2 tRNA genes are annotated in these 534 nt (G+C 41.2%); both read right to left on the bottom strand.

The window, feature by feature from the left end:
• Positions 1-308: 308 nt before the first annotated feature.
• A tRNA-Ala gene (locus C9I86_RS19955) sits at positions 309-384 on the bottom strand.
• A 44-nt stretch (positions 385-428) separates the two neighbouring features.
• Positions 429-505, bottom strand: a tRNA-Ile gene (locus C9I86_RS19950).
• Positions 506-534 lie beyond the last annotated feature (29 nt).

Below are 534 nucleotides of genomic sequence, written 5' to 3'. Positions count from 1 at the left end.
GCATCCACCGTGTACGCTTAGTCACTTAACCATACAACCCCAAGAGGTCTTGTATGTTCAAACAACCAAGGTTTGCGTTTAATACTCCGATCAAGAAAATATTAAACATTGGTTTTTCGCCGGACTCGATACAAGACACTTGAATGTGTGTTGTTTTGAGAACTCGTTTTTATCCTAAGATAAAAACATTCTTTTAAAATCAATCTTTCAATTAAATTTACTAGTCAGCTTTCCAGATTGTTAAAGAACATGTGATTATCGTTAGATAACCACTTTCTAATAACACTCATACGAATGTATTTAGAAAGTGGTGGAGCTATGCGGGATCGAACCGCAGACCTCCTGCGTGCAAGGCAGGCGCTCTCCCAGCTGAGCTATAACCCCAACGATATAAAAGACTTTATCACCACTTTTTCTGGGAGAAAAAGTGGTGGGTCTGAGTGGACTCGAACCACCGACCTCACCCTTATCAGGGGTGCGCTCTAACCACCTGAGCTACAGACCCAAGTCTTTTTACGTTCTACATTTTAACCA

It is taken from the genome of Photobacterium sp. NCIMB 13483 (genome assembly GCF_003025475.1).
Classification (GTDB): Bacteria; Pseudomonadota; Gammaproteobacteria; order Enterobacterales; family Vibrionaceae; genus Photobacterium; species Photobacterium piscicola.
Note: the sequence above shows the minus strand (reverse complement) of the source record. Positions and strands in the feature narration are given on the sequence as shown.